Origin of the sequence: Rhizobium sp. BK275, from assembly GCF_014193555.1 — a bacterium.
Lineage (GTDB): Bacteria > Pseudomonadota > Alphaproteobacteria > Rhizobiales > Rhizobiaceae > Rhizobium.
Map to the genome: position 1 here is coordinate 397,345 of NZ_JACHZL010000005.1, position 18,801 is coordinate 416,145.

The 18,801-nt window shown below is 60.4% G+C and carries 16 protein-coding genes and 1 riboswitch; of the genes, 9 read left to right on the forward strand and 7 right to left on the reverse strand.

The window, feature by feature from the left end; genetic code table 11:
* Nucleotides 1–108: 108 nt before the first annotated feature.
* Nucleotides 109–1,278 carry a patatin-like phospholipase family protein gene (locus FHT82_RS18240; protein WP_348647635.1) on the forward strand — a complete coding sequence of 390 codons (1,170 nt, stop codon included), beginning with the start codon at nt 109–111 and terminating at the stop codon, nt 1,276–1,278.
* 38 nt (nt 1,279–1,316) lie between these two features.
* Nucleotides 1,317–2,198 (forward strand): DUF3313 domain-containing protein, encoded by an 882-nt coding sequence (locus tag FHT82_RS18245; RefSeq protein WP_183733830.1) that lies wholly within the window; start codon nt 1,317–1,319, stop codon nt 2,196–2,198.
* Between the two features lie 548 nt (nt 2,199–2,746).
* Here FHT82_RS18245 and FHT82_RS18250 read toward each other — a convergent pair.
* Nucleotides 2,747–5,884 (reverse strand): efflux RND transporter permease subunit, encoded by a 3,138-nt coding sequence (locus FHT82_RS18250; RefSeq protein WP_183733833.1) that lies wholly within the window; start codon nt 5,882–5,884, stop codon nt 2,747–2,749.
* Nucleotides 5,881–6,954, reverse strand: a complete 1,074-nt coding sequence (locus tag FHT82_RS18255) for an efflux RND transporter periplasmic adaptor subunit (RefSeq protein ID WP_183733837.1) — start codon at nt 6,952–6,954, stop codon at nt 5,881–5,883. The genes FHT82_RS18250 and FHT82_RS18255 overlap by 4 nt, the downstream gene beginning before the upstream one ends.
* 193 nt (nt 6,955–7,147) lie before the next feature.
* On the opposite strand from FHT82_RS18255, the gene FHT82_RS18260 reads away from it, so the two are divergent.
* Nucleotides 7,148–7,558, forward strand: a complete 411-nt coding sequence (locus FHT82_RS18260; RefSeq protein ID WP_183734196.1) for a S41 family peptidase — start codon at nt 7,148–7,150, stop codon at nt 7,556–7,558.
* Between the two features lie 514 nt (nt 7,559–8,072).
* Here FHT82_RS18260 and FHT82_RS18265 read toward each other — a convergent pair.
* Both FHT82_RS18265 and FHT82_RS18270 read right to left on the reverse strand, forming a co-directional pair.
* Nucleotides 8,073–8,459: a hypothetical protein gene (locus FHT82_RS18265; protein ID WP_183733840.1), complete on the reverse strand. Its 387-nt coding sequence runs from the start codon at nt 8,457–8,459 to the stop codon at nt 8,073–8,075.
* A 128-nt stretch (nt 8,460–8,587) separates the two neighbouring features.
* On the reverse strand, nt 8,588–9,613 hold the full coding sequence (locus tag FHT82_RS18270; RefSeq protein ID WP_183733843.1) for a substrate-binding domain-containing protein: 1,026 nt from the start codon (nt 9,611–9,613) through the stop codon (nt 8,588–8,590).
* 300 nt (nt 9,614–9,913) lie between these two features.
* On the opposite strand from FHT82_RS18270, the gene FHT82_RS18275 reads away from it, so the two are divergent.
* From FHT82_RS18275 to FHT82_RS18300, 6 genes are all read left to right on the forward strand, one after another.
* A complete protein-coding gene (locus FHT82_RS18275; RefSeq protein ID WP_183733846.1) occupies nt 9,914–11,179 on the forward strand; it encodes an ABC transporter substrate-binding protein in 1,266 nt (421 codons plus the stop codon).
* A gap of 84 nt (nt 11,180–11,263) precedes the next feature.
* Nucleotides 11,264–12,250 carry a sugar ABC transporter permease gene (locus FHT82_RS18280; protein WP_183733848.1) on the forward strand — a complete coding sequence of 329 codons (987 nt, stop codon included), beginning with the start codon at nt 11,264–11,266 and terminating at the stop codon, nt 12,248–12,250.
* Nucleotides 12,250–13,080, forward strand: coding sequence for a carbohydrate ABC transporter permease (locus tag FHT82_RS18285; RefSeq protein WP_183733851.1), 831 nt, complete (start codon nt 12,250–12,252; stop codon nt 13,078–13,080). Before FHT82_RS18280 ends, FHT82_RS18285 begins: the two co-directional genes overlap by 1 nt.
* 12 nt (nt 13,081–13,092) lie before the next feature.
* Complete coding sequence (locus FHT82_RS18290) at nt 13,093–14,121, forward strand: ABC transporter ATP-binding protein (protein WP_183733854.1); 1,029 nt, start codon at nt 13,093–13,095, stop codon at nt 14,119–14,121.
* 76 nt (nt 14,122–14,197) lie between these two features.
* Entirely contained in the window at nt 14,198–14,983 is a 786-nt protein-coding gene (locus tag FHT82_RS18295) for a ThuA domain-containing protein (RefSeq protein ID WP_183733857.1), read from the forward strand.
* 11 nt (nt 14,984–14,994) lie between these two features.
* A complete protein-coding gene (locus FHT82_RS18300) occupies nt 14,995–16,125 on the forward strand; it encodes a Gfo/Idh/MocA family oxidoreductase (protein WP_183733860.1) in 1,131 nt (376 codons plus the stop codon).
* 84 nt (nt 16,126–16,209) lie between these two features.
* Here FHT82_RS18300 and ribB read toward each other — a convergent pair whose 3' ends face one another.
* The 3 genes from ribB to tpiA all read right to left on the reverse strand — a co-directional run bounded on the left by ribB (nt 16,210) and on the right by tpiA (nt 18,799).
* Complete coding sequence (ribB, locus tag FHT82_RS18305; protein WP_183733863.1) at nt 16,210–16,836, reverse strand: 3,4-dihydroxy-2-butanone-4-phosphate synthase; 627 nt, start codon at nt 16,834–16,836, stop codon at nt 16,210–16,212.
* A gap of 115 nt (nt 16,837–16,951) precedes the next feature.
* Nucleotides 16,952–17,096, reverse strand: a riboswitch (FMN riboswitch).
* A 106-nt stretch (nt 17,097–17,202) separates the two neighbouring features.
* On the reverse strand, nt 17,203–17,985 hold the full coding sequence (locus FHT82_RS18310; RefSeq protein WP_183733866.1) for a glucose 1-dehydrogenase: 783 nt from the start codon (nt 17,983–17,985) through the stop codon (nt 17,203–17,205).
* 76 nt (nt 17,986–18,061) lie between these two features.
* A complete protein-coding gene (gene tpiA, locus FHT82_RS18315) occupies nt 18,062–18,799 on the reverse strand; it encodes a triose-phosphate isomerase (RefSeq protein ID WP_183733869.1) in 738 nt (245 codons plus the stop codon).
* Nucleotides 18,800–18,801 lie beyond the last annotated feature (2 nt).

Sequence of the window (18,801 nt, forward strand, 5' to 3'; positions counted from 1 at the left end):
GATTAATGCCATCAGGTGCGATCCGAAAGGATGTCTGCGGGACGACGCTCCACGGCCGGTGGCGATTCACTAGCAACCTGCTCCGTGGCCGAACACAGGGCGACAAACTTGATTCGACTGATGGCCATCTTCGTGCTGGTCCTTCTGGCCGGCTGCATGGCGCCGGACCGGGTTGCCTACAGCCCGACCGCCGCGGCAAACGCCAGTATCGCTGGCTTTGGCGACATCCGGACCTACGCCGACACGACCGGGCAGATGTCCGACGCACGTGCCTGGCTGAGCGTCCCGAGGCACAAGGACGTCAACTATCTGGTGCTATCGGGTGGAGGTGCGGGAGGCGCGTTCAGCGTCGGCGCGCTGAAGGCCTGGTCGGACAAGGGAGACCGGCCGCAATTCGATATCGTCAGCGGCGTCAGCACGGGTGCGCTGATTGCGCCCCTGGCCTTCCTCGGCCCTGCCCATGACGACACGCTCGTCAGTCTTTATACCAGCGGTATCGCCAAGGAACTGGTCGACGCGGATTTCCTCCCGAAAGGCCTGCTGGGCGCAAGCCTCCTGAAACAGCAGCCGCTGCGCCGCATGGTCGAGCGGCATCTCACCGACGAAATCCTAGAGAAAATCGCAGCCGAGCACCGCAAGGGGCGACGCCTGCTTATCCTGACCTCCAATCTTGATTCCCAAAGAGCCGTAATCTGGAACATGGGCGCCATCGCCGCCAGCGGCCGGCCCGATGCACTGAAGCTTTTCCAGGATGTCATCATCGCCTCGGCGAGCATTCCCGGCATTTTTCCGGCAGTGCTCATCAAGGTCAAGGCCAACGGCCAGGAGTTCGAGGAGATGCACTCCGACGGGGGCTCGTCCTCGCAGATCCTGACAATCCCCGAAGGATGGATGGCCAGTCCGCAGCAGAATGCGTGGTCAAAGGGCCTGAAGCTGAACATGTACGTCATCGTCAACAACGCGCTCATGCCGGAGTTTTCGACGACAACGAACAACACGCTGGCGGTCATGGCGAGGGCAAGTTCGGCCCTCATCAAATCCCAGACGCGCAGCGCCCTGGTTGCCACCTACGTCTACGCCCAGAAAAACGGCATCCGGTTCCGCGTCGCCGCGATCGACACGCAGCTCCCCTACAAAATGACCGACCCGTTCAACACCAATTACATGCGCGCCGTCTTCAACCTCGGCTACGCGAAGATGGCGAGCGGCAGTCTTTGGAAAGACAAGCCGATCTTCACCGATCTGGCAGCGGCCCTTCCCCCTCAGCCGACGCAATGACCTCACCCGCCCTTCCCCATGAACCACAGGAGAACGAAATGTCAAATTCCCGTATCGGCCCGGCAAGCACTCGCGCCCAATGTAGTCCGGCCGCTTCGGCTCTCATTTCTTGCCTTTTTTTATCGGTTGTCGCGGGTTGCGCCGCCGTACCGCTCGAAGAGGCAAACACGCTGACCTCCTATAGCGGTCTGACGTCGAACAACGGAAAATTCACGAAGGCAAAATTCAAGGTCGATCCAGGCGACCTCGTCGTCAACAAGACGGTCTACATAGAGCCGACACAGATTTCGCCGAACGCTGCACCTTCCATCAAGAAGCCGTCCGACTCCGCGCTCGTCGCCAACGTGATCAGCCGCGCCCTCTGCATTGGCGTCAGCGATCGCTTCCAGGTCGTCGACCAGAGGGAGAACGCCGATATCGTCATCCACGCGACCGTCACCCGCATTGTCCCGACCAACGCCACCGTGGCCGGCCTGTCGACGGCGACCTCGCTCGGGGCGTCGCTCGTCTCTCCCGTTCCGGTTCCACGACTTCCAATGGGCCTCGGTGGCCTTGCGGTTGAGGCCGAAGCGACGACGAGGGACGGCAAGCAGGTGGGCGCCATGGTGTGGTCCAAGGGTGCGAACGCCATCACCACGGGCGCTCGTGCCTCCCAGATCGGAGACGCCTACTCGCTGGCATCGAGCTTCGGCGGCGATTTCTCTAAAATGCTTGTCACCGGAAAGACGCCGTACAAGGGTCTGCCCAGGATCCCGTCGGGACAGAAGATCAAGTCCAGCCTTGGCGGGAAACCGAAATATGCGGCCTGCGAGCGGTTCGGCCGGTCACCCGGCGTGAAAGACTTCGCGGCCTCGCAAATCGGATTGCCGCCGTCCTGGACCGACAAACAGCCTGCCGTTGTGGGCCAATGGACACCGTGAGCCTGGTCGACGAAAACTCCTGCTGGTCTCTCGTGCCGATTTATCGGCTCGGATCGCCGATCGACACACCCGGCACCCGATGCAACACACGGCCGCATTTCATACTCGTCTGATCTGTCACCGCCGACATCCTTGATGTCGGCGGATTTCGTCGTGCCCGGAACAGAAGCGATCAGTTCCGGCGCATGACCCCACTACCCGCAACGGTACCGGATGTATGTTCGGCACGGGCAGATACAAAAAGAGATTGAGATGTCGATCATCAACGTCGCGCGATGGCGTCTGGCCCGGCATTTGTCTGGACCGGATTTCTTTGCACACAGACAATCCTCATTGCCGCGGTGCGACATCGCTCGTCTAGGCCCGTGAAAGGTACAGATCGTTCGATGGAGCCGAGCATGGAGGCTCCGGACTTGGCCGATTTAGTTGCCTATGAGCGCGCCGGCGACCTTTTTAAGCCGACGCGACCGGTGCGATCCCTGGCGGGCCGCCGCCATCAACTCATCCTCGGCAGCGGCGATCGGCCCGTTTCCATCTTTCACGCAGCTTCATTCCGCCGCGCGCATTATGTTGCTCCGGTCCTCCGGATCGACCCCACTTGCTGTCCGTTTGGCATCTGTCGGCAAATCCCCGCGCTGTCCCGTCCCGGTAGATCGCTTGAGAAACTGGAGAAAGTCATCGACGAAAGTGAACATGACAGGGATGACCACGAGGCTGAGAACGGTTGAGGTCATCAGGCCGCCGATGACGACGATTGCCATCGGCTGACGAAAGCTCGCATCGCCGCCGCTCAGGCTGAACGCCACGGGCAGCATGCCGCCTGCCATGGCGATCGTCGTCATGACGATCGGGCGGGCGCGTTTGTGGCATGCGTCGACAAGGGCATCGAAGCGCGAGAAACCTGCGCGCCTTGACATGATCGCGTATTCGACCAGCAGGATCGAGTTCTTCGTCACGACGCCCATCAGCATGAGCAGGCCGATGACCACCGGCATCGAGAAGGCGGTGCCGGTCAGCACGAGCGGCAGAAGAGCCCCGCCAAGCGACAAGGGAAGCGCCATAAGGATCGTCAGCGGCTGAAGGAAGTCATGGAAAAGCAGGACCAGGACTGCATAGATGCAGAACACGCCGATCGCCATGGCAATGCCAAAACTGTCGAAGAGTTCGGAGCTTCGCTCCAGTTCGCCCTGCTCGACGAGCTTTACGCCTTCGGGAAGGTTGCGGAGCGCCGGCAACCCCTCAGCCTCGCGATAAACATCGCTAAGGATGCGACCATTGAGCTCGACCGAGAGCGTGACGTTGCGGGATCGATCGACCCGGCTGATCTGCGATGGGGTGCCACCGATCCGGATGTCGGCAACCGAGCCGAGATCGACACTGCCCCTGCTGCCGGCAATGCGAAGATTGGCGATGTCGTCGAGCGTTGTCCGGTTGCTCGGATCAAACTGTACCCTGATGGCGAGCTGGCGTTGCGGCAAGTTGAGCTTGGGAAGGAATGACGAATAATCGCCGCTTGTTGCCACGCGGACCGCCTCGGAGATCGACTCTGCGGTAATCCCGAGGGCTGCAGCGCGATCGAGATCTGGAACGATCTGTATCTCCGGCGCCTGGAGCGAGGCGCTGGATGTCACGGCGCCAATGCCCGGCAAGGTTCGCAACTGTTCTTCGAGGGCGCTTGCCGCCTTGTCGAGAGCGTCGGAATCGTCGCTCGCGAGTGTGATTGCGAGTGTCGTGCCATTGCCGCCCGTGCCGACCGCAATCCTCGCGCCGGGCAGAACGGCAAGCGCCTGTCTGATTTCGCTTTCGATGGTTCCCTGGCTCTGCTTTCGCTCGTCGACCCTTCTCAGAGTGACGGTCAGGGATGCGGTCGCCGTGTCGAGCGTCGTGGACGATTCCAGAAGATCGCTCGAAGAGACGCTTCCGACCGCGGTAAAGACATGCGTCACGTCCGGCATGCCGGAGACGATATCGGCGGCGCGGCGCGCGGTCGCATCCGTCTGCTCGATCGTTGTGCCGGGTTGCAGCGTAACGGTCACCTGCGTCTGTGCATCATCCGAGGCCGGCAGGAAGCCGGAACTCAGCAGGGGAATTGTCGCCAGTGAGAGGCCGAGGAAAAGCAGCACGCCGACCGTGGTCAGCTTGCGGCGACGCAGGCAGGTTTTGACGAAGGCCATGTAGGTGCGCATGATGCGGCCATCCCTGGCCTCGACCGGATGTGCTTTCATCACGTAGGCCGCCATCATCGGCGTCAAAAGGCGCGCGACGACCAGCGAGGCAAGCACTGCGACGGCTGCCGTCACGCCGAACTGCCGGAAAATCAGACCCGGAATGCCGCCCATGAAAGCCGTCGGCAGGAATACCGCGACGAGCGTCAACGTCGTGGCAATGACGGCAAGGCCGATCTCGTCTGCTGCCTCGAGCGCAGCCTCCTTTGCCGATTTGCCCATCTTCAGGTGGCGCGCGATGTTCTCGATCTCAACGATCGCATCGTCGACGAGGATGCCCACCACCAGAGAAAGCGCAAGCAGCGTGATGGTGTTGAGGCTGAAATCTGCCAGATACATGACAAGGAACGTCGGAATGACGGACAGCGGCAGCGCCACTGCAGACAGAAGGGTCGCGCGCCAGTCGCGCAGGAAGAACCAAATCACGACGACTGCGAGAATCGCACCCTCGTAGAGCATGTGCATGGAGACGTCGTAATTTTCAATGATCGGCCCGACGGTGCTGTAGGCCTCGACGATCTCGACATCGGGATTGCCCTTGGCGAAGTCCTTCATTGCCGTCGCGATGGCCGCGGCGACGGCCGTGTCGGAAAAGCCGTTCGAGCGTTTGACCTGGACCGCAATCACGGGTTCGCCGTCCAGATAGGCGATGGACGAGCGGTCGGCGAAGCTGTCCGTCACCGTGCCGATTTCGTCAAGGCGCATCAAGGCGCCGCCAGGAAGCGGAATTGCGAGCGCCTTCAGCTTCTCGATCGAGGAAACCGCGCCGAGTGTCCGGATCGCTTGTTTGCTTCCTCCGATATCCCCTCGTCCGCCTGACGTGTCGGATTGCACGGATCTCAGCCTTGACGAAATGGTCGCGGCGCTGATGTTGAGCGAACCCATCAGTTGCGGGTCGAGATCGATATGGACCTCACGGTCGACGCCGCCGACACGGCTGACATTGCCGATGCCCGGAACGGCAAGCAAGGCCTTTGTCAAATCGTTGTCGACGAACCAGGAAAGCTCCGTCCGGTCGAGTCGTGTCGATCGCACCGCGTAGGCGGCGAGCGTTGACCCTTGAACCGTCTCCCGCATCACGCTCGGCGCCTGCATGGCCTGAGGAAGATCTCCGCTCGCGCTGTCGACGGCGTTGCGCACTTCATTGAGCGCTTCCTCCCCATCCTTTCCAAGCTGAAACGATACGTTGATGGCGACGGTGCCGTCCGTGATCGTGGTCGCGACGTGATCGAGGAGGTTGAGCGAGGCTAATTTGTCCTCGATCTTGCGAGCGACTTCCGTTTCAAGTTGGGCGGGTGCTGCCCCCTCGAGGGTAGCGTTGATCCGGATCGTCGGGAGATCCATGTCCGGAAAATTCTGAACCCCAAGTCGAGCAAAGGCGATGAGACCACCGACGGTCAGGAGGATGAACAGAAGGATAGAGGGGACCGGATTGCGAATTGACCAGGCGGAGAAGTTCACCGCGCTGCTCCTTCCAGGCGTACGAGCGCCCCGTCCGAAAGGAAGGCACCGCCCGCCGTCACGACTTCAGCCGAGCGGTCCAGGCCGGAGGCAATCTCCACCTCTCCTTCATTGCGACGACCGGTCTCGACGCGGATGCGCGTAGCGCGCTGCGCTCCATCGACGGTAAAGACGTAGCTGAGGCCATCGCGTACGACGATGGCGGCCTCGGGTACCGTGAGGGCGGGCTCTATCCCGAGCTTGATCTGTCCGGTCGCATAAAGACCTATGGGCGGATGCGCCTCGGCCGGTAGAGAAATATAAATGAGCGCCCGGCCGGTATCGGTGCTGACGGTTGGCGCGACGAGCCGAACCGTTCCCTCTATCTGCTGGCGTCCCGCACCGAAAATCGTCGCAGACAACCCTTCCCCGATGAGCGGCCTGTAACGCGCCGAAACCTCGGCCTGCCACTCGACGCGCTGCTGGCGCACAAGGCGGAACAGTTCCGTGCCGGACGCGACGACGGCGCCGAGCTGCGCGGAGCGAGAGGTGATGAGACCATCGTCGACGGCCACTATAGTGGTCTGGGAGAGCTTGATCCGCTGGCTCTCCAGTAAAGCCTCTGCGGACTCGACGCCGGCGATGGCAGTCTGCTCGATGCTCAGATACTCGGTGATCTTCTCATCCGAAAGGGCGCCGCTTCCCTTCATCCTTCGGGCGCGCTCGGCATTGGTTTCCGCCTTGACAAGATCCGCCTTCGCCGTCGCGAGCGCGGCCTCCTCCTTTCGCAGATCAGCGCGGACGGTGTCGTCGGCAAGTCGCGCAAGCGGCTGGCCCTTCGTCACCACAGAGCCGACATCGACCATGACATCAGTGATACGCAGGCCGCCGACTTCTGCGGCGCTGATCGCCTCATGCCAGGGTTTCAGCCAGCCGCTGGCAGGCACCGTTTCCGGCCACTCCCGCTCGGCCGGCCTCGCGACGGCAACCGTGAGGGCTGCGCCATCGTTCGCTTGCCCAAACGCCGTCCCTTCCTGGCAGGCAAGGAACGCGCCGACAACAGGGCCAAGAATTAAGGAGACACGTCGCATCAGAGCGGAATTCCTTTCGTGATTTTCAGTCAGCCGGCGTGGAAAGCAGCGGTTGCGTCCGGGATGGCGAGCGGGCTGGTAGCGCATCAGGTCGCGACCTCGTGTGCTCTTCTGAGCCGGGGTCATTCCGAATGGGATGTAGCGGATCGGTATCGCGATGCGGTCAAAGATCGGCAAAGTTCGATTAAGTTAAATTAACTGGCGAAGATCCCGAGCCGTATCCGGTGCCCTCCAGGACCATCGCCGGGCAACAATCGTCGGCACGCGATCGTTCGGCAAGGGTGTTGTTCGGACAGTCGTTCCACTCGATGACAACGCCGCCATGAGCCTTACAACGTCGCGCGTCTACACACCGTCGGGCCGCTCGATCCAGGCCTTGGGGATCGCGCCGGATATCGAGGTCGTGCAGAGCATTCCGGCGGCATTGCGCGGCACGGAAACGGTTGCCGGCGAAGCCGGGCTCGAGCGGCATCTGCCAGGCGAACAAGGCGAAGCCACCGTCAAGTCGTCCGTCTATGTTCCCGCCAGTCGAACCGAGGACGATCAACTCCGATATGCGGTGAAGCTCGTTCTGGGAGATGTGCACCAAGAGGCGCTCCCGTGAAGGCAATATGCCGGCCATTCATTGCCGCGACATGCTCACTGAAAACAAGGTTTCAACGTCGGCCCATCGTGAACGAGCCCGCTACATGAGAAAGGAACATCTCATATCCCCCGTGCGCTTGTTGGGCGACTTCCCTCTTCACGGATCCTTCATCGTGTCGCTTGTGCCCCGAGGGATTTGCGAGCTGTAACCGGCCCGGCCGGCAACCAACAAAACTCAACATTTTTTAAAACCCAGAAATCCGCATTCATGATCTTCTGCTGACAAATGAAGACGACCGGTGTGCGGCTTGATACCGAGCCCGCCCACGCAAGGGTCGCGCAACGTCCGCATAGCGGGCTGTCGTCGCAGGTCGAAAGGATGATTTGCGACGCAATATATCGGGCGAACTCCCCCGATTTCGCTCGATATGAGCTGGCCGGGCTGTAAACCCCAAGCCCGGCCAGTTGCTTCGAGCCTCGAAACCGCGAATACGGATATTTCGCTCGAGGCGTGGAGCCGCACGATTGAACCCTCAATACGACCCGATGCTTCGCAGAATGACCGGCTGTGATGCAAAAAAACCGCCGAAAGCGACGATTGCGATATAAAACCACTGGAGCAGCAAAAGCGTCTCGGCCAGATGGGACAGCAGATAGTCCGTCATGGCAGGCCGCCTTTTATCGGTGCGCGAGCACCTGCGGTGGCGCCCGATGGTGGCGAGGCACGATGGAATCCACAACGACGCCGAAACCATGTAATGGGCATAGCTCGCCCCGGCGACGCTCAGCACAAGGGCAGCTATCGAGAATCCGATGATCTCTCTCAAAATGAGCTTGACGTAGGATTGTGCTCCCGAGGCGTTGCCCGCCTTCGCTCCGTTCGATATCCGCGGTGTTCGCCGCGCGAGTTTGCCAGTCATGTTCATCCTTCCGATGGATGAAGCAAGTACGCCACAAACCGGCGTCAAGATGGGTGAACTAATGTTAAGAGATGTCGCCGTCGCTCCTGTTGGAAGCCAATCTCGGAAGTTCTACAAACGTCTCTTGCTCAGGTCTGGAGCGCCCGCACCGGCCCGGTGGACTCGCGCAGGATAAGCTCGACCGGCCAAAGCTCGTGAATTTCCAGCGGCGAACGCCCAGCCAAAAGCTGCAGCACGAGATCGGCGCACCGCGTGCCTGCGGCACGCATCGACGAGCGGGTCGCCGACAGCGACGGGACCATGTTATCGGCCGTCAAATAGGGAAAGACGTCATCGTGAGCGATAACCGAGACGTCGCTGCCGATCTGAAGGCCGAGCGAACGCGCGGCCCGGTAAATCCCGAGCGCCGTCATCATGGACCCGGCGACAAACGCGGTTGGCGGCTTCGGTTGTTCGAGAAATGACCGTGCAAAGCGGAAGCCGAGTTCGTCGGTGAAATTGCCGTTGGCGATCAGTTGCGGATCAACCTCGATTCCATGGCTCTGCAGCGCACTGCGATAGCCGATGTCGCGATGCAGCGCATAGGTCGCTCCTTGGCGGCCATTGATCATCGCAATCCTGGTATGACCAAGATCGATGAGATGCGAAGTCGCACGGCGCACGGCCCCTTCATTATCGATATCGAGCCAGGGATGCGGCACCTCGATGTCAGAACGACCATGAACGAGAAACGGCATTCCCAACTCATGCAGCAGGGCGATGCGCTGGTCATTGGGCCGAGGCGAATGCACGATGATCGCATCGACCCGCTGGCTTTCCGCCAGCCGCCTGTAAAGCTGCATCTCGGCATCGTATTCGGGATCAGCCATCGGAATGACCAGAATGTCGGTGTCTTCCGTAACAAGACGCTCCGCCATGCCGGCCATGAATTCCGCGAAATGGAACTCGCCGGCGCGCCCCATGACGACGCCGATGGCGCCCACCCGGCCGGTTTTCAGCCTGACCGCATTGACGTTCGGTCGATAGCCCAACCGCACCGCCTCCTGAACGACGCGGGCGCGCGTTACCTCGCTTACCTCGGGATAGCCACTAAGCGCACGGCTGACGGTCGTTGGAGACAGTCCAAGTTGTTTTGCGAACTCTTTGAGTTTCATTGACCGAAATGACTTTCATCGCCTGCGCTGCCGGGCATCTATACCATCGGCTCCGCAAATTCCACATTCTATGCCGTCGATTATATTTTCTCAAATCGATTTCAATTTCCTTGATCGCAGAAATGAATATCGGCGCGATTTGGGAAATCATACCATTCGGGTTTCGCGTTGGTTTTAAATGATATTCTTCATTTATAAACAAGCGAAGGTCGCAAATTAGAACCTCCCTTGACATGATATCGACCTTCTGACAGTTTTTCATAACCAAATCGATTTCAATTTGGTCTTTGGGAGGAGAAAATGAAGTTTCGTTTCACGGCGGTCGCCGTCGCGGCCGCGCTTATTGGCGCGTCAGTGCCGTCCTATGCCGCCGAGATCAGCATTTCAGCGAGCTCTACCGGCAAGAACCTCGATCTGTTCCGCAAGCAGCTCGATGCTTTCGAGAAAGCCACCGGCAATACGGTCAAGATCGTCACCATGCCGCCTTCGTCCACGGAACAGTTCTCGCAGTATCGGCTCTGGCTCGCGGCCGGCAACACGGATGTCGACGTCTACCAGACGGATGTCATCTGGGCTCCGCAGCTGGCAGACCAGTTCGTCGACCTGAAGGATGCCACCAAGGACGTTATCGGCGACTTCTTCCCGGCGATCGTCGGATCGCAGACCGTGAACGGCCGCCTGGTCGCAGTGCCGCTCTACACGGATGCACCGGCTCTCTTCTATCGCAAGGATCTGCTTGAGAAATATGGCAAGCAGCCGCCGAAGACCTGGGACGAGATGGAGGCCACCGCCAAGGAAATCCAGGATAAGGAACGCGCCGCCGGCCAGAAGGATCTGTGGGGTTACGTCTTCCAGGGCAACGCCTATGAGGGCCTGACCTGCGATGCCCTGGAATGGGTCAAGTCCTCGGGCGGCGGCCAGATCATCGAGACCGACGGCACGATTTCAATCAACAACGAGAAGGCTGCGGCAGCACTCAATCGCGCCAAGGGCTGGATCGGCACGATTTCACCGAGCGGCGTGCTCGCCTATCAGGAAGAGGAATCCCGCGGTGTCTGGCAAACCGGCAACGCCGTCTTCATGCGTAACTGGCCCTACGCCTATGCGCTGGGCAACGGCGCCGACAGCCCGGTCAAAGGCAAGTTCGACGTAACGACGCTTCCCGTTGCCGCAGAAGGCGACAAGCCCTCGTCGACGCTCGGCGGCTGGAATCTCGCCGTCTCGAAATATTCGAAGAACCCGGATGCGGCGATCGAACTCGTCAAGTTTCTGACGTCGAAGGCAAGCCAGAAGCAACGCGCCATCGAGCTTTCCAACCTGCCGACCTTGTCGGCGCTTTACGACGACAAGGACATTGCTGCTGCGCAGCCGTTCATGCCGAATTGGAAGCCGATCTTCGAAAACGCGGTGCCGCGTCCGTCGGCTGTTGCCAAGGTCAAGTACAATGAGGTTTCCGCCAAGTTCTGGACAGCCGTGCACAACACGCTGTCCGGCAGCGGCACCGCCGAAGAGAACCTCGAGCTTCTCGAAGCCGATCTGACGACGCTGCAAGGCAGCGGCTGGTAACAAATCGAGGCGGCAGCGTCGGATATCCCGTCGCTGCCGCTTCCGACAGCGCCGTCGTCGATTGTCTCATGAAGCGGATATTCCATGAGTGAAGTTGCAGTCTCCCAAAATCTGAGCACGGGCGCGCGCGCAAAGGCGATCTCTTCGGATCTGCGCTCGGAACGCATCCGGTCTGCCTGGATCTTCCTGGCTCCGACCCTGCTGATCCTGGCCATCGTTGCCGGCTGGCCGCTGTTCCGCACCATCTATTTCAGCTTCACCAATGCGTCGCTGACGAACCTCGGCAATGCCCAGTTCGTCGGCTTCGACAACTATCTTTCCTGGGTCACCCTGAAGAGCGGCCGCACGATCTATAGAGGACTGCTGGCCGATCCCGCTTGGTGGGGCGCGGTCTGGAACACGGCAAAATTCACGCTGTTGTCGGTGACGATCGAAACCGCGCTCGGCCTCATCGTCGCTCTTGTGCTGAACGCGCAGTTCGTTGGCCGCGGCATCGTGCGCGCCGCCATCCTTATTCCCTGGGCGATCCCGACCATCGTTTCGGCCAAGATGTGGGCCTGGATGCTCAACGACCAGTTCGGCATCCTCAACGACATGCTTCTCGGCCTGGGGCTCATCAGCCAGAAGATCGCGTGGACCGCTGATCCTCAGACAGCGATGATCGCCGTTCTGATCGTCGACGTCTGGAAGACGACGCCGTTTATGGCACTGCTTATCCTCGCTGCCCTGCAGATGGTTCCGGCCGACATCTACGAGGCTGCCAAGATCGACGGGATCAACCCCGTCAGGGTATTCTGGCGGCTGACCCTGCCGCTGATACGCCCGGCGATCATGGTCGCAGTGATTTTTCGCATGCTCGATGCCATGCGCATTTTCGATCTGATCTATGTGCTGACGCCGAACAACGCCCAGACCAAGACCATGTCGGTCATGGCGCGCGAGAACTTGTTCGATTTCGACAAGTTCGCCTATGGCGCGACCGCCTCCACCGTTCTCTTTCTCATCATCGCGTCAGTCACCGTGCTCTACATATGGCTCGGCCGCGTCAAACTCGGGGGGCGCGAACACTGATGCTGCTCACAGCCACCAAGAATACCCTGTTCTATCTGCTGGTCGCCGTCATCGTCGTCATCGCGGTCTTCCCGTTCTACTATGCGATCCTGACGAGCTTCAAAGCCGGCACAGCTCTCTTCGAAGTCACCTACTGGCCGACCTCGATCTCGCTCGAAAACTATACCGGCGTGTTGACGACAGGCAGCTTCATCCGCAGCCTCGGCAATTCCCTGCTCATTGCCTGCCTCGTGGTCGCTGCCTCGCTGCTGCTCGCCGTGACCGCATCCTACGCGCTTGCCCGTGTGCATTTCCGGGGTCGGGCGCTTTTGATGCTGACCATCCTGTCCGTGTCGATGTTTCCGCAGATCGCGGTGCTGGCGGGGCTTTTCGAACTCATCCGCTGGATCGGCATCTTCAACACGCCCTTCGCGCTGATCTTCTCCTATATGATCTTCACGCTGCCCTTCACGGTCTGGGTGCTGACCACATTCATGCGCGATCTGCCGATCGAGATCGAGGAGGCGGCCATCGTCGATGGCGCCTCCCCCTGGGTGATCATTACCCAGGTATTCATGCCGCTGATGTGGCCGGCGCTCGTCACCACCGGTCTGCTTGCCTTCATCACCGCCTGGAATGAATTTCTGTTCGCCCTGACGTTCACCTCGTCGGATGCGCAACGGACGGTGCCGGTGGCGATCGCTCTGCTTTCGGGCGGCAGTCAGTTCGAAATCCCCTGGGGCAATATCATGGCGGCATCGGTCATCGTTACCGTGCCCGTCGTCATCCTTGTCCTTATTTTTCAACGCCGGATCATTTCCGGGCTGACGGCCGGCGGCGTCAAAGGCTGAGGAAAGCGAGATATGGCACAGATTAGACTCGATAATATCCGCAAGAGCTTCGGCGCATTCGAAGTCATCAAGGGCGTTAGCATGGACATCCGCAAGGGCGAGTTCATGGTCTTCGTCGGCCCGTCCGGTTGCGGCAAGTCCACCTTGCTTCGACTGATCTCGGGACTGGAGGACATAACGTCAGGCACGCTTTCCTTCGATGGTCAGCCGGTCAATCGTCTTTCCCCATCGAAGCGCGGCATCGCGATGGTCTTCCAGTCCTACGCGCTCTATCCGCATATGACGGTCTACGAAAACATGGCTTTCGGCATGAAGCTCTCCGGCCGGACGAGGGAAGAATGCAAGGCGCGCGTCGAACAGGCGGCCGGCATGCTGCAGCTCTCGCCCTATCTGGAGCGCCTGCCGCGCCAGCTTTCGGGCGGCCAGCGTCAGCGCGTCGCCATCGGCCGCGCCATCGTTCGCGACCCGAAGGTCTTCCTGTTCGACGAACCATTGTCGAACCTCGATGCCGCACTGCGCGTCGCCACAAGGCTGGAGATCGCCAAGCTTCATCGCGGCATGCATGACACGACGATGATCTATGTCACCCACGATCAGGTCGAGGCCATGACCCTTGCCGACCGTATCTGCGTTCTTCGCGACGGCGTCGTCGAACAGGTCGGAACTCCGATCGAGCTCTATGAGACCCCGAACTCAGTCTTCGTCGCCGGCTTCATCGGCTCGCCGAAGATGAACTTCCTCTCCGGACCGTTCGCGGCTCCCTACAATGCCCACACGATCGGAGTGCGGGCCGAACATATCGAGTTTCGAGATCAGGATCCTGCCTGGACAGGCACCGTCATCCACTCGGAAATCCTCGGCTCGGACAGCTTCGTCTATCTCGACATCGGCTCGGGCGAACCGCTTACCGTTCGCGAAACCGGCGTATCGAGCCACCAGCCCGGCCAGCAACTGGGCGTGTCGCCGCTCGGCGATCGCATTCACCGCTTCGACCAATCCGGACGCGCGCTCGAAAGGCTCCCTTTCAAGGGCGCTGCCTGAACAACCCATCAAACAAACAGGATCTGACCGCCTCCCATCGGTTCCGGTCCGCCACTTGCTGTGAAGGAGCAGAAACTTGTCTATTCGCACCATCGTCTGGGGTGAGAACATCCACGAGACAACCAATGAGATCGTCCGGAGCATCTACCCCGAAGGCATGCACACGACCATTGCCAAGGCGCTGAACACCGATCCGGCGATTTCCGCGACGACGGCGACGCTGCAGGAGCCGGAGCATGGGTTGAGCGAGGCCCGGCTTGCCGAGACCGACGTTCTGACCTGGTGGGGTCACAAGGATCACGGCGCGGTCTCCGACGTCGTCGTCGAGCGCGTCGCCAAGCGTGTCTGGGAAGGCATGGGCCTGCTGGTGCTGCATTCCGGCCATTTCTCGAAGATCTTCAAGCGGCTGATGGGCACGCCCTGCGCGCTCAAGTGGCGCGAGGCGGGTGAGCGTGAGCGCCTGTGGACGATCAACCAGCGCCATCCGATCGCCGCCGGCATCGGGGAGCATTTCGAGCTTGAGAACGAGGAGATGTATGGCGAACAGTTCTCGGTGCCGGAGCCGTTGGAAACGGTCTTCATCTCCTGGTTCCAGGGTGGTGAGGTCTTCCGATCGGGCCTGACCTGGCGGCGCGGTGCCGGGAACATCTTCTATTTCCGTCCCGGCCACGAAACCTACCCGACCTATCACGACGCGAATGTGCAGAAGGTGCTGATCAATGGCGTGAAGTGGGCCTATAACCCGCAAGGCGACCTGAAGAGCATCACCGACGCTCCAAATGTGCCGGTAGAAAAAGCACTGGAGCCGATCGTCGAGCGCGGCCCGAGACTGCATCAGGCCGGCGAAGCCGGTTACCGCTGAGGAGAAGAGAAATGCGTCTACTCGTTCTTGGCACCGGCATGATGGCCAAAAGCCAGGTTGCAGGCTTCCTCGCGATCGATGGTGTCGAAGTGGTCGGTGCCGTCGATACGGATCGGACCCGACTCGATGAATTCGCCGATCATTTCAACATCGAAAAACGCTTCAGCACACTCGACGAGGCGATCGCCTGGGGTGAATTCGATGCAGCCACAAACGTCACGCCCGACCGTGTCCATCACGCAACCAGCCTGGCTCTGATCGCCGCCGGCAAGCATGTCTTTTGCGAAAAACCGCTGGCGGAAAACTATGCGCACGCGCTGGAGATGACGGAAGCGGCGGAAGCGGCCGGCGTCATCAACATGGTCAATCTCACCTACCGAAATGTTGCACCACTGCAGCGCGCCCGCGAGATGGTGCTATCAGGCGAACTTGGCACGATCCGTCACGTGGAGGCCTCTTATCTGCAGAGCTGGCTCGTATCGCGCGCCTGGGGCGACTGGCGCACGGAATCACGCTGGCTGTGGCGTTTGTCCACCGGTCACGGTTCGAACGGGGTGCTTGGCGATGTCGGCATCCACATCCTCGATTTCGCCGCCTATGGCGCGGCGACCGATATCGATCATGTCTTTGCGCGGCTCAAAACCTTCAACAAGGCGCCGGGCGGGCAGATCGGCGAGTATATGCTCGATGCCAATGACAGCTTCACCATGTCGGTCGATTTCGCCAATGGCGCGCTCGGCGTCATTCATGCGACCCGTTGGGCAACCGGGCATCTGAACGAGCTGAAGCTGCGCATCTATGGCGAGAAGGGCAGCCTCGAAGTCACCCACCGCCCTGACGGCTCGGATCTTCGCGGCTGCTTCGGCGACGACATTGAAAGCGCCACCTGGCGTGACATCGAAGTGCCGGCAGTGCTGACCAACTATCAGCGCTTTGCCGAAGCGGTCAGAACCGGCAAGCAGGACGACCCTACCTTCCGCCATGCTGCCAACCTGCAGAAGGTCATCGACCTCGCGATCGTGTCGGAGAAAGAACGTCGGGAGTTCAATCTGCTGGCCTCGGAGACTCTGGAAGCCACGGCCGGTCAGGAGCAGGAAGGCAAGGCGGACGATCAGGGGCCGGCGCTGGCACTCGTCGTGTGACGGCCTGGTAAAATATCGAAGGCCCGAATGATCGGGCCTTCTTTGAACCGACAGAGCGCGCTCTGCCTACTGCACAACCGGCAGCTAGGCAGCCTTACCGGGTGCACTCACACCCCGATAGGCAATGAGATCCTCGATTGTGATCAGGTGAAGGCCATGCCGTTCGGCAAACTGCTCGAGCTCGGGCAGGCGCGCCATCGTGCCATCATCATTGGCCACTTCACAGATGACGCCCGATGGCGACAGGCCGGCAAGCCTCGCGAGGTCGACAGCCGCCTCTGTATGGCCGGGGCGAGAAAGCACGCCGTTCGGATGTGCTCGCAACGGGAAGATATGGCCCGGCCGCGCAAAATCCTCAGGGCGGGAATTCTCGCCGATGAGCGCGCGAACCGTTGCTGCGCGGTCAGCCGCCGAAATTCCGGTCGTCGTTTCAGGGATATAATCAACCGACACGGTGAAAGCGGTTTTCAGAAGTTCGGTATTGTTGGGGACCATCTGCGGGATCTGCAGTTCGTCCAGCCGCTCGCCTTCCATAGCCACACAGATGAGGCCGCGGGCATAATTCATCATGAAGGCGATTGCCTGCGGGCTGATCGCTTCCGATGCAATAACGAGGTCGCCCTCGTTTTCCCGATCACGATCGTCGACGACAACCACGATCTCGCCCCGCGCAATCGCGGCGATCGCATCTTCAATTTTGGAAATTGCCATTTCTCTGCCTTTCAAGGGTTAGCCGCGTGAGCGGCATTCATGGCCTGTCAAAAGCCACCATTTTCCCTTGGGCGAACAAGCATATGAAACGCCGCGTGCCGAGCGGCGTCCTCTGCGTTGCTCTCTTCCATCCGGACTGTGACCGTCGGCTCCGGCGTCTCACCGGATCTGCTGACCCTTCGCTTTCACGAAGGCGCTCGCGGGCTCCGAGTTGCCTCGATACCGCCGGTGGGGAATTGCACCCCGCCCTGAGAACATTGCTTATGTAAATGACGAATGGCTTGTTCTGCAAGAGGTTGGGTACAGATCATCTTGCGAGAATTGCCTCTCGGTGATGAAAGCACCGTTTCCTATTGTCGAACAGCGCTAGGACATGATCAGCCCGCCATCGACATTGATGGTCTGGCCGGTGATATAGGCCGCGTCGTCACTTGCAAGAAAGGTGACAAGGCCGGCGACGTCTTCGCCCGATCCGGCGCGTTTCATCGGGATGCCTTCCACCCATTCTTTCATGAGTTCGCCAGGGGCGTAATTGCCGAGCAGCTTGCCCCATGCCTGGTCGTTATAGGCCCACATGTCGGTTTCGATTATGCCCGGGCAGAAAGCGTTGACGGTGATGCCGTCGGTTGCGACTTCCTTGGCAAGGCTCTGCGTGATGCCGACGACACCCATCTTCGAGGCAGCATAATGCGGCGTGTAGATGAAGCCGTCGCGTGCCTGGCCGGAAGCCGTGTTGATGATGCGGCCGCCGCGGCCATGTTTGCGCATACGGGCGATCGCTTCCTGGGCGCAGAGGAACACGCCCTTGGTGTTGACAGCCATGACCTTGTCCCATTCGCCCTCAGTCATATCCTCGATGCGGGCGATGGTGATGACGCCGGCATTCTGTATGGAGACGTCGACAGCGCCGAAGGCCTCTTCGGCCGCGTCATAGAGAGCCTTGACGCTCGCCTTGTCGGTGACATCGCCGACAAAGGAGATCGCCTTTCCGCCATCGGCCTTGATCTGCCCGGCGACGGCATGCACGCTCTCCTCGTTGGCGGAGACTACGAGATTGGCGCCCTCGCGTGCAAAGCGCTTGGCAATCGCCGCACCGATACCACGGCTTGCGCCGGTAATGACCACGGTCTTGTTTTCGAAGCGTTGCATTCTCTTTTCCTTTCAGGGATGACGCCGTCAGCACGCCAATCTGCAAACCGACGACACTTGCCTCGTCACCCAGATTTCAAACGGCTGCAGAAATAATCCCGGCAAATTCCGATGCCTTCAGCGAAGCGCCACCGACCAGCGCTCCATCCACATTGCGAAGCCCGAATATAGCCGCGGCATTGGATGCCTTGACCGAGCCGCCATAGAGGATCTTGACCGAATGACCATCCTTGCCCAGCTGCTCTTCGAGCATCTGCCGGATCGCGGCATGGACCTCCTCGATCTGTTCGTCGGTCGGCACCAGCCCGGTTCCGATCGCCCAGACGGGTTCATAGGCGATGACGAGATTTTCGCTCGTCGCTCCCTCGGGGACGGATTCTCTCAACTGCCCGCCAACCACTTCGATCGCCCGGCCTTCATCGCGCTCATGCCGCGTTTCGCCGACACAGACGATCGCGATCAGCCCTGCCCGATGCGCAGCGACTGCCTTTGCACGGACGATCTCATCATCTTCGCCATGAGACACACGGCGCTCGGAATGTCCAAGGATGACATAACGCGCACCGATATCGGCGAGCATTTCGGCAGAGATATCGCCCGTATGGGCGCCTGACTGCTGCGCATGACAATCCTGCGCGCCGATGACCAGGTTCGAAGCCTTGACCCGCTCCACGGCGCGATCAATCAGCGTGAAGGGCGGGCAGACGACGATATCGCACGTCGCACTGCCCGTTAATCCCTTCAGCGCCTCGATCTCAGCTTGGGAGGAGACGAGACCGTTCATTTTCCAATTGCCTGCGATCAGCTTGCGCATGA

Excerpts from the sequence above, each read along its gene's own strand:
- FHT82_RS18245 (WP_183733830.1), top strand. The coding sequence starts at position 1,317 with ATGTCAAATTCCCGTATCGGCCCGGCAAGCACTCGCGCCCAATGTAGT.
- FHT82_RS18255 (WP_183733837.1), bottom strand. The coding sequence starts at position 6,954 with ATGCGACGTGTCTCCTTAATTCTTGGCCCTGTTGTCGGCGCGTTCCTT.
- FHT82_RS18265 (WP_183733840.1), bottom strand. The coding sequence starts at position 8,459 with ATGACTGGCAAACTCGCGCGGCGAACACCGCGGATATCGAACGGAGCG.
- FHT82_RS18270 (WP_183733843.1), bottom strand. The coding sequence starts at position 9,613 with ATGAAACTCAAAGAGTTCGCAAAACAACTTGGACTGTCTCCAACGACC.
- FHT82_RS18275 (WP_183733846.1), top strand. The coding sequence starts at position 9,914 with ATGAAGTTTCGTTTCACGGCGGTCGCCGTCGCGGCCGCGCTTATTGGC.
- FHT82_RS18280 (WP_183733848.1), top strand. The coding sequence starts at position 11,264 with ATGAGTGAAGTTGCAGTCTCCCAAAATCTGAGCACGGGCGCGCGCGCA.
- FHT82_RS18285 (WP_183733851.1), top strand. The coding sequence starts at position 12,250 with ATGCTGCTCACAGCCACCAAGAATACCCTGTTCTATCTGCTGGTCGCC.
- FHT82_RS18290 (WP_183733854.1), top strand. The coding sequence starts at position 13,093 with ATGGCACAGATTAGACTCGATAATATCCGCAAGAGCTTCGGCGCATTC.
- FHT82_RS18300 (WP_183733860.1), top strand. The coding sequence starts at position 14,995 with ATGCGTCTACTCGTTCTTGGCACCGGCATGATGGCCAAAAGCCAGGTT.
- ribB (WP_183733863.1), bottom strand. The coding sequence starts at position 16,836 with ATGGCAATTTCCAAAATTGAAGATGCGATCGCCGCGATTGCGCGGGGC.
- FHT82_RS18310 (WP_183733866.1), bottom strand. The coding sequence starts at position 17,985 with ATGCAACGCTTCGAAAACAAGACCGTGGTCATTACCGGCGCAAGCCGT.
- tpiA (WP_183733869.1), bottom strand. The coding sequence starts at position 18,799 with ATGCGCAAGCTGATCGCAGGCAATTGGAAAATGAACGGTCTCGTCTCC.